This window comes from Methanosaeta sp. UBA458, assembly GCF_002496085.1.
Lineage (GTDB): Archaea > Halobacteriota > Methanosarcinia > Methanotrichales > Methanotrichaceae > Methanothrix > Methanothrix soehngenii.
The window spans coordinates 1-9,345 of sequence record NZ_DAIK01000132.1 but is presented as its reverse complement, the minus strand read 5'-3'; the positions used below and the strand labels follow the sequence as shown (position 1 = coordinate 9,345).

General features: G+C 52.7%; 9 protein-coding genes and 1 pseudogene. 8 read left to right on the top strand and 2 right to left on the bottom strand.

The features are described from left to right. Positions 1-644 (bottom strand): annotated as a pseudogene (locus BP822_RS09570) (replication protein A); the annotation flags it as partial. 223 nt (positions 645-867) lie between these two features. On the opposite strand from BP822_RS09570, the gene BP822_RS09565 reads away from it, so the two are divergent. Further along, positions 868-1,761 (top strand): NOP5/NOP56 family protein, encoded by an 894-nt coding sequence (locus BP822_RS09565; protein WP_286878201.1) that lies wholly within the window; start codon positions 868-870, stop codon positions 1,759-1,761. 43 nt (positions 1,762-1,804) lie between these two features. Next, positions 1,805-2,440 carry a hypothetical protein gene (locus tag BP822_RS09560; RefSeq protein WP_273270885.1) on the top strand — a complete coding sequence of 212 codons (636 nt, stop codon included), beginning with the start codon at positions 1,805-1,807 and terminating at the stop codon, positions 2,438-2,440. 51 nt (positions 2,441-2,491) lie between these two features. Here the strand turns inward: BP822_RS09560 and BP822_RS09555 are convergent, their stop codons facing one another. Beyond that, entirely contained in the window at positions 2,492-3,337 is an 846-nt protein-coding gene (locus BP822_RS09555; RefSeq protein ID WP_342674278.1) for a methanogenesis marker 8 protein, read from the bottom strand. A gap of 199 nt (positions 3,338-3,536) precedes the next feature. On the opposite strand from BP822_RS09555, the gene BP822_RS09550 reads away from it, so the two are divergent. The 6 genes from BP822_RS09550 to BP822_RS09525 form a co-directional block, all read left to right on the top strand. Then, positions 3,537-3,932 (top strand): ArsR family transcriptional regulator, encoded by a 396-nt coding sequence (locus BP822_RS09550; RefSeq protein WP_048132993.1) that lies wholly within the window; start codon positions 3,537-3,539, stop codon positions 3,930-3,932. 291 nt (positions 3,933-4,223) lie between these two features. Next, positions 4,224-5,336, top strand: a complete 1,113-nt coding sequence (ftsZ, locus tag BP822_RS09545) for a cell division protein FtsZ (protein ID WP_013719245.1) — start codon at positions 4,224-4,226, stop codon at positions 5,334-5,336. 218 nt (positions 5,337-5,554) lie between these two features. Then, the gene (locus tag BP822_RS09540; protein ID WP_013719246.1) at positions 5,555-5,863 is read left to right on the top strand and encodes a winged helix-turn-helix transcriptional regulator; all 309 of its coding nucleotides are present in this window, start codon (positions 5,555-5,557) and stop codon (positions 5,861-5,863) included. Continuing rightward, positions 5,864-7,504, top strand: coding sequence for a hypothetical protein (locus tag BP822_RS09535; RefSeq protein ID WP_286878199.1), 1,641 nt, complete (start codon positions 5,864-5,866; stop codon positions 7,502-7,504). It begins immediately after the preceding gene. Continuing rightward, positions 7,501-8,355, top strand: coding sequence for an SPL family radical SAM protein (locus BP822_RS09530; RefSeq protein ID WP_013719248.1), 855 nt, complete (start codon positions 7,501-7,503; stop codon positions 8,353-8,355). The genes BP822_RS09535 and BP822_RS09530 overlap by 4 nt, the downstream gene beginning before the upstream one ends. A 288-nt stretch (positions 8,356-8,643) precedes the next feature. Next, positions 8,644-9,345, top strand: a 702-nt coding sequence (locus BP822_RS09525; RefSeq protein WP_286878198.1) for a hypothetical protein, incomplete at its 3' end; no start/stop codon positions are given.

Below are 9,345 nucleotides of genomic sequence, written 5' to 3'. Positions count from 1 at the left end.
AACTTTATAGAGCCGGTCTCATCGCCGATAAGGCCCGACTGGGAGATGGAATCGCTGTTCGGCTCCCAGAGCTGAGCCACCTTGACCTTCAGATCGACCCATAGTCCGGGCTCGCTGATCTCGATCACCTTCATCTCCTGCGCTGCCTTGCTGACCGATCTTGCCTCTACCTCATTTTCCAGGGGCTCTATCTGACTGGTGCGATTCAGCTTTATGCTGAACCGGCCCTGGAACTCATCCGTGATCACTTTCTTCAGAGAATAGCTCTGGCCTAAGACCAGATCGGGCAGATCGGACTTCTTCCATTTAACAAACTTCATTGCTCCCGAGCCATCGCCGACCAGTCCGGTCTGAGAGATGGCTTCAGTCGCCGGCTCCCAGAGATCCAGAACCTTAACCTCCAAATCCACCCACCGGCCGGATTCCTTGATCTCGGAGAGCTTGACCTTCTCCGAGCTGGCCCTGGCTTGAGGCATAATTCCATGCTCCTTTTGGAAGTAGTTCAAGACCGATCTTCTTGCTTCTCCTTCCGGCACGCGAAAATCGTCGATTAGCTTCTTTAGGCGAACCTCAATCTCCTCATCAGGGACAAGGATGTTCTGCTCCCTGAGACGAGCCGATATCTGATCTATTATTTCTTTCATTACCCGTATGCCCCCTGTTTTTCATTGAGAGGTGATAGCAACTTGGCTCTTGAACTATTTAAGGAAGATCTGTGCAGAGAGAAAGTAATCTCCGGAGATTACATAAGCAAGACTTGCAGCTTTCAGAAAACGGGGTGAAATGGAAGAGGATAATATAGATTAGAGAGAAGATAAAAGACGACCAAGAGAAAACAAATGGCTTATTGCCGGGAGGTATGGTTGTATGGAGATCGCGACCTGGTTTGGAAGAATTGATTCGGAGACTGGATCAGTATTCTTAGCTGAAGATGGAGAGAGGATGATAGACGCCCTTTTAAAGAAGCCTCTTCCTGCCGGCCCATCCGTTCAGCCCGACCTGCGCTGCCTGGCCCTAATGCATGGATATGCGGCAGATGATATCGAATATAACGCCCGCCTCAGAGAGATCGCCCTGGGCCTCGTTCGCCGCCAGCTTGCCCAGTTGGCTACCACAGAACAGGACCTCCTCCAGGCGGTAGAGGCCATAGACGATATGACTGAGGCGATAAATCTACTGGATGAGAGGCTCTATGAGTGGCATCGCCTGCACCATCAGAGGATCGTTCATGGAAAGGATCTGGCGGAGTCGCTCTGCGAGGATCGGATTATGGGACCCTTTGCCAGGTCCATTCTCCGATTGATGGAATCGAGGAAGAGCATGGAGGAGGAGGTGAGCTTTCGAGCAGAGCAACTCTCCCCAAACCTCTCCGCTCTGGCCGGACCGATCCTGGCAGCGAGGCTCATATCCAGGGCAGGAGGCCTGAGCCGGCTGGCAAAGATGCCCTCCTCCCGGGTGCAGGTCATGGGGGCGGAGAAGTCCCTCTTCAAGCATCTTGACGGCCATGCCCCTTCCCCCAAGCACGGGATAATCTTCCGCCATCCAGCAGTCATGGGGGCTCCAAGAAGGCTGCGGGGAAAGGTGGCACGCGCTCTGGCTGGAAAGCTCGCCCTTGCCGCCCGGCTGGACTACTATGGAGCTAGCCCCTCACCTGACCTGGCAGCCTCCCTGGAGAGGCGGCTGAAGGACATCAAACGCAGGGGAGGGAATAGAGTGGAGAGCAGCAGATTGGCTGAAGAAAGGAATGAGCAGCAAGGATAGAATCAGGATCAAATTTATATTCGATTGAGATGAAGTTGCGCATATGAAATGGTGGCAATCCGGGTTTCTGATGATATCGGTATTTAGCATCATCGCCTGCTTGGGCCTTCTGGTTCCCCCAGCAGCGGGAGTTGCTCAGAATATGACTGAGCACTCCTGGATCTACAATCAGGGATACTCGGATGATATGCGCATCTACCAGACAACCAGCGGCTTGCACGGCCAGAAGTTGGTCACTGGGACCAGAGGTACAGGCACAATATCCCGCTCCATTGACGCTCATGTCTATGGCGGATTTGAGGATGGATTCAATGAGATCTGGGCCAATGAATGGGGAGTCTACCAGAACAAGCCATCTTCATACAGCGAGCCCATCACCAAGAGCGACCTGAGAAACGCCCTCTGCGCCAAGAACTACGAGGTGGGATCGATCTATTCCGAGAGCTACTCTGAGATCCGGGACCTGGTCAAAGACACCTCCGTGAGCCAGACCAATGAGAACTCAGTGTACAGCATCCACACCGAAGCGGATGGAACGGCAAGGGTGGGAGCGCGGGTGCAGAGAAGCACCAGCTCCGCTCCTGCCTACATCATGACCGGAAGCTATCAGGGCTATACAAATATGAGGATGCAGCTGGAGAGCGGCAACGCCTCCATTATGACCCTTCCCTGCCCATGAGGCAGCTATATTTTTCAGAGTCTCTTTGCTGAGGATTCCATTATCCAAGATCTAGACCAGAGGCCTGGGCTGCTTTTTCTCCGGGAGGACGGGAAGGGGCATGGTGTTTATCAGCAGCGGCGAAGAGACATCCTTTGCCCTCTCCACCAGCAGCTCCTTTCCCCAGGGGGTCAGGCCGAAGAGAGGCACCGCGGTTCCTACCTGCACCAGGGGTACTGCCTCTTCTCGGATATGCCTGGAAGCGCAGCTGGTGACGATATCCGCCGCCTTCAAGAGCCTTCTGGCATCATCCTTGCTGATCCCTGTGAGATGGACCCCGATTATCATTATCCGCACTCCAGTTGATCTCTCCAGCTCCCTCAGCCTCTCTGCAGTCTGGGCATCTGCTACCGTCACCGCGAACCGGCAGTATCCAGCGCTTATGGCATAGGCCGCGCCCTCCAGCTGATCGATCCTGCCACTCTCGGGAGAGAGGACATGCCCATCCCTGGATTTTATGCCCTTTATCACCTCTGGGATGGGGTCCGTCTCCACCAGTCCGGAGATGTATCCGCCCATGCCCTGGACCAGTGATCCATTGGAGGTGATGACCGTTCCAGCGCCATCGCACACGGTAACGGCAGCATCGATAATACCCCTCATAAGGCCGGTCATCATCGATTCGGATGCCCCAAAGCCGACGAATGTGTCCATCTCCAGCTTCCGGCGGGCGGAGAACATTCCATGCTCCTTAATGCGAAACTCCATATTGGCAGCCGCGGACTCCTTTGTCACCTTTTTTATTCCCCGGACCTTATCGAAAAGAGGACACCATTCGATCACCGGCTCGGTGGCTTCCGTTACCTCTTCCTCGCTCACCTTTATGGCTGATCTTCCCAGTAGCTCCATTTTATGCATATCGTCCACCTCAAGAGGGCCTACAGCGGCTATATCCTTGTCTGCCTGTTCTTGTCTCTTTGCATTGCCTATCCATGGCCAATGCAATTTCTCCATGATTCTCTAATATTTGAGATTAAATATAATATTTATGTAAGGTAAATTTTCTATCTCAACCGAATTATTTTTGACGAAACTTATATATATGTTATCATTCATTATGCGCCTGGTGAAAGCTTTGAATACATCAGCATCCGCTGATATCGCTGCCGAGCGCGACGAGTTTGCATCCATCTTAATGAAGATAGGCCTCAAGAGGAACGTGGCCAAGGTCCTGACCTATCTAGCGGGAGTGCCCGAGGCAACCAGCCGGGAGATTGAGATCGGATCCGATCTGCGCCAGCCTGAAGTTAGCATTGCCATGAGAGAGATTAGAAGGCTGGAATGGGTTAGAGAGAGGGATGAGAGGAATCCTGGAAAAGGTCGACCTTATCGCATCTATAAGCTGAACCGCAGCCTTCCGGATATCGTCCAGTATCTGGAGTCGGAGAATGCAAAGGAAGCGGAGAGGGTGATGAAGCAGATTGAGAAGCTCAAGTCTTTGAAATCGAATTGATTTTATATATCAAAGGAAAAAGGTGCGCCCGAGCTGGCTCGATGTGAAATCGGCATACAGAGCTATTACAAAGGTTTATTTTTAATATTTTGATATTAATTAAGTAATGGAATTTTCTGATATTCAGGCAGATGATTTTCACATACTTCAAGTTGATTATGTACAACCAAATTCAAATGCCTTCTCCTAAACATCTATATAATATTTCAAGATGCTCCAATTTACTCTATGCAAAAATCTATATACTAATAGATTACTAGAATATGGCAGAATAAAGAAGAGGGGATGGATATGAAGTACATCATCGACGATGCCATGGGCAGGGCTGAGGCTGAGAGCAGGGTCAAGCCTTCCAGCATGATTAAGAGCGATGAGGAGCTAGTGTCAGTTCTCGAGGAACTGACCACGGTCATCAGGGTAATTGGTTGTGGTGGAGGAGGCTCGAACACCATCGACCGCCTGGCAGAATGCGGCATCCAGGGGGCAGAGCTCTTTGCGGTGAACACCGATGCTCAGCACCTTTTGCATATCAATGCCGATCGCCGTTTCCTGATCGGCAGGCGTACAACTCGCGGCCTGGGCGCGGGCAGCCTGCCTGCCATCGGTGAAGAGGCTGCTCAAGAGGATATAGATGAGATCAGAGCGGCAGTGGATGGAGCAGACATGGTCTTCGTCACCTGCGGCCTTGGGGGCGGCACAGGCACTGGCGCCTCGCCCGTGGTGGCAGAGGCGGCCCGTGAGGCGGGCGCTCTTACCATCTCCATCGTTACCATTCCCTTCAGCGCAGAGGGGACGATAAGAATGCAGAATGCAGAAGCGGGCTTAAATAGGCTGCGAGAGGTCTCGGACACCGTGATCGTGGTGCCAAACGATCGCCTTTTGGATGTCGTTCCCAACCTTCCCCTGCAGGCGGCCTTCAAGGTGGCGGATGAGGTGCTGATGCGCTCGGTCAAAGGTATTACTGAGCTCATAACCCGTCCCGGTCTGATCAACCTGGATTTCGCCGATGTTAGAACGGTGATGACAAACGGCGGAGTGGCTATGATCGGAATGGGTGAGGCACAGGGAGAGGAGAAGGCGCGGGATTCGGTGTCGAAAGCCCTGCGAAGCCCCCTCCTGGATGTGGATGTATCCTGCGCGACATCCGCCCTGGTTAACGTGGTTGGAGGTTCTGACATGACCATCACCGATGCCGAGACCGTGGTGGATGAGGTCTATCAGAAGATAAATCCTGAGGCTCGCATCATCTGGGGAGCACAAATAGACCAGAACCTCGACCATACCCTGAGGACCATGCTGGTGGTTACAGGAGTCTCGTCTCCCCAAATACTGGGAAAGGACATGAGCAAGAGGGTGACCTCAAGGCATGGCATAGACTTCCTATCCAGGCGGGCACGTTATTGATGGAGCTCATATAGGAGGTGCCACTGCCTCCCTATAGCTCTGCCTTCCCCTTTTGCTCGCTCATATTAGCATCTCTTCTCGTTTTCCTTTCGATTACCCCCTCAATGCCCGTTGCTGCACTTGATCATCTCTTTTAGCCGTGCTAGCATGCACCATGTCAATCGATGGAATTATAAGTGCGCTCCCCCTATCAGTATCTGTTTATCTATTGAAGGGATGTGATATCCATTCTGACTGAGAAGGTGAGCGGGGAGCTTGAGATGTTGCAGAGGCACCTGCTCATACTCAAGCATGTGGTAGAGAACGAGCCCATTGGTATTCTCAAGCTGGCAGAGGAGACGAGCATACCCAGTCATAAGGTGCGTTATTCCTTAAGAATACTGGAACAAGAGGGTCTGATCAAGGCAACCGCTCCCGGCGCGACCACAACCCACGAGACCGGTCCATTCCTCAAGGAGCTGGACTCGATGATCGAAGAGCTTTCTAAGAGAGCAGATGAACTGAAAAAGATCAAGATCGCGAGGTAAATGCTCTATCGCCAAATAGCCCAGTCCATAGAGGAGCTATCCTCCGCCCCGCGCAGCTGCAAAGCGGATTTGTGCTCCCGCCTGATTGTAGAGATGAAACCTGAATTGCTCTGCCCCACGGTCCGTCTCCTGTTGGGCCAGCTCTGGCCGCCCTGGGAGGGCAGGGAGATGGGGGTGGGGCCAGAGGGAGTCGCTGCCGCTCTGGAGGAGATCTCAGAAGAGAATATATCCCTGCTCAGAGATCGAATGGGGGAGATGGGGCTGGTGGCGGAGGCTGCACTGGCGGAAAAAGGCCAGCATTCGCTCTCCAGTGAGCCTCTACAGTCCATGTCCGTATACGAACAGCTAAGGCGGATCTCTCTGATTCGGGGCAAGGACTCCGAGCAGAGAAAGAACGCTCTTCTCCGGGGCCTCTTCCAGGATGCGAGTCCCCTTGAGGGAAAGTATATCGCTCGCACAGTTCTAGGAAATATGCTGGCCGGAACCGGCGATAAGACCATGCTTGCTGCTTTTGCTCTGGCCTTCTGCTGTGACCCGGATCAGATTCAGAGGGCCTATAGCCTCCTGCCGGACCCGGGCAAGATCGCCATCATGGCTGCCGGAAACCATTTGGAAAGAGCGTCCATCCAGCCGGGCATTCCCATAAAGCCGATGACGCTATGCGCCCTGAAGGCAGAGGATCTAAAGACCGTAAGAGAGGTGGGAGAGGAATCAGTGGGATGGGCGGTTTTACCCAGGTATCATGCCCTGAGGGTGCAGGTTCATAATACAGGAGATGGGGCTTATATCTTCAGCTCCCGGCAGAAGAACATCACCACCTCGTTAAACGGCCTGGCCCAAAGGCTGAGCGGCATGGATGATGAATTCATAATCGATGCCGATCTGATCGGCTTTCATGAGGGGGAGATGTGCTCTCAATCGGATATGCTCAGATATATCAACCGCCGCCGCCTCTCCCGAAGAAGCAGCATATCGCCTGCCCTGCTAGCCTACGATCTTATCTACATTTCTGGCGAGGACACCACCTCCCTGCCCTTTCAGGAGAGGCGAAAGAGGATGCTGAAAGCTTTGGGCGAGCCCAGGTCCATGCCCTTTCAGGGAATATCTGCGACCCGTGAATGTATCGTCCTGGAGAAGGAGCTAAAGAAGGACTCTATTCAGAGCCATCTGGACCAGATGGTGGAAGAGGGCGGAGTGGGCTTGATGGTGCGGAGCCTTCTGGGCCTCTACCGGCCTGGAGAATGCAGCAGATGCGATTTCTTTGTGGGAAGAGAGATGTCCATATCAGCCGTTATCGTCCGGGCGGAGTGGGGCCGGAGGAGCAGTGATCAGATCTTCTCTCGATTTCTCGTCGCCCTGCGAGAAGGGGACGACCTCGTGCCAGTGGGCTGGATAGGGGGTCAATCGGGCCAGAAGGATATTCTGGAGCTGGATCGCCAGTTGAAAGCCCTAGCCAGAGAATGGGATGATACTGGTGCTTGTGTCAATCCCCAGGTTCTCCTCAAGCTGAAGATCCAGGGTGCTCGCAGGAACGATAAGGGCTATGCCATCGTCCGCCCTCAGGTTTTAGGGATCGATCTTTTTGCCTCCTGGGAGGATGCGGATGAACTGACTAGGCTTTTTTCATCCTCTGGCCGATGATCCTCAGAGCATTTGACCCCTGGAAGAGCGAGCTGTGCACCTGCCCTGCCAAGCTCAGCCTCAATCCCTATACCGGTTGCCCGCACGGCTGCCTTTACTGCTATGCCTCATCTTATATCCCCCGGTTCCATTCCTGCCGGCCGAAGGTCGATCTATTGAGGAGGCTTGACCGAGAGGCGGCCAAGGTCGTCCCCGGACTCTTTATTGCTATCTCCAACAGCTCCGATCCTTATCCTCCCATAGAAAAGGAGCTGGGATTGACCAGGGGATGCCTGAGGATACTGAAAGAGAGGAACTTTCGGGTGCAGATCGTCACAAAGTCCGATCTTGTCACCAGGGATATCGATCTCCTCGCCGCAATGAAGGCGGCGGTGGCCGTCACAGTCACCACATTGGATGATTCCCTAAGCCTGAGGCTGGAGCCGGGGGCGCCATCGCCAAAAAGAAGGCTCTTTGCACTGAATGAGCTATCTCGAGCGGGAATTCCCCTGTCAGCCAGAATCGATCCCATCATCCCGGGAATCAATGACTGCGGGATCGAGGACCTGGTCTATTCTCTTCATTCCGCTGGGGTCAGGCATATAACCTCCTCCACATATAAGGCACGGCCAGATAGCATAAAAAAAATCACTGCTGCCTTTCCGGAGGAGGGAGCGGCCCTAAAAGCGCTCTTCTCCCGGGGAGGGAGATATTCGGGCAGCAGCTATCTTCCGGCGGATTTGAGAAGGAGCATTCTGGAGGATGTAGCATCCCATGCCCATCAGACTGGCATCACCTTCTCCACCTGCAGGGAGGGATTCGCATTTGAGGAGGGCATAAGCTGCGATGGCTCTCATCTCCTGCCTCTGTAATCAGCAGCTAAATTAACGAAGTGGATAAAAAATAAATTAAATAGTTTGTATAAGATATAGATATCGACAATCGGCTAATTCGAATCGGTATTCTCCCTTCTACCGGATTCCTTTTGCTGGATATTAAAAAAAATCATAAATGCAATGCGTCAACCTTATGGTGCCCTTTGCCCACGAAAGTTTATTTATATGAAGAATAACTAGAATCCACGACAATTCTTCTCAAAAGGGAGGATGTTCAAGCCATAGTCATAAATGTCATATGCAAGAGCAAAAGGAGGATTCGATATGAAAAACATTCTGGCCATCAGCATGGCCATCATGATAGCAGCCATTGTTATGATGCCTGCTCTAGGTTATTCTGAGGAGATGGCAGAAAATCCGTCTTATACAGTGGCCTCGGCAGGGAATCAGTCTTATTCTGCAGGCTCTGCAGGAAGTCAATCTTATACCGCCACATCAGCAGGAGTGCTGTCCAATACCGCAGCCAATGCTGGAAGAAAAGGCTTTAGCTTCTCAACCGGAGTTGCCGCTCATAACCTCACCTCGGATATGGTAACAGAAGTAAATTCTGTGAGCGCCTCTCCAGAACTGGGCATCAGGATTCCCTACTCCATCAAAGACGGATCCATGGTTCCTTACTCCATCCAGCAAGGATTCATTGTCCCATACTCGCCAAAGCTGGGATCCATCGTTCCCTACTCGATCCAGATGGGATCATATGCTTCGTACTCTATCAAGCTGATGGATGAGACCAACGCTACCCTACGAGGCACCTATCAGACCGTGAAGCTCGAGCCAACGAAGCTGGGCAGCATTGCCCGCAAAGAGGCCGTAGCATTGGCAGGCGAAACCCCGTCTGTTGCCGCGGTCGAGACACCAGAGGTCCAGGAAGTAGCTCTGAATGAGACGGCAGCTCTGAATGAGACTGTAGCTTTGAATGAGACTGTAGCTTTGAATGAGACGGCAGCTCTGAATGAGACGGCAGCT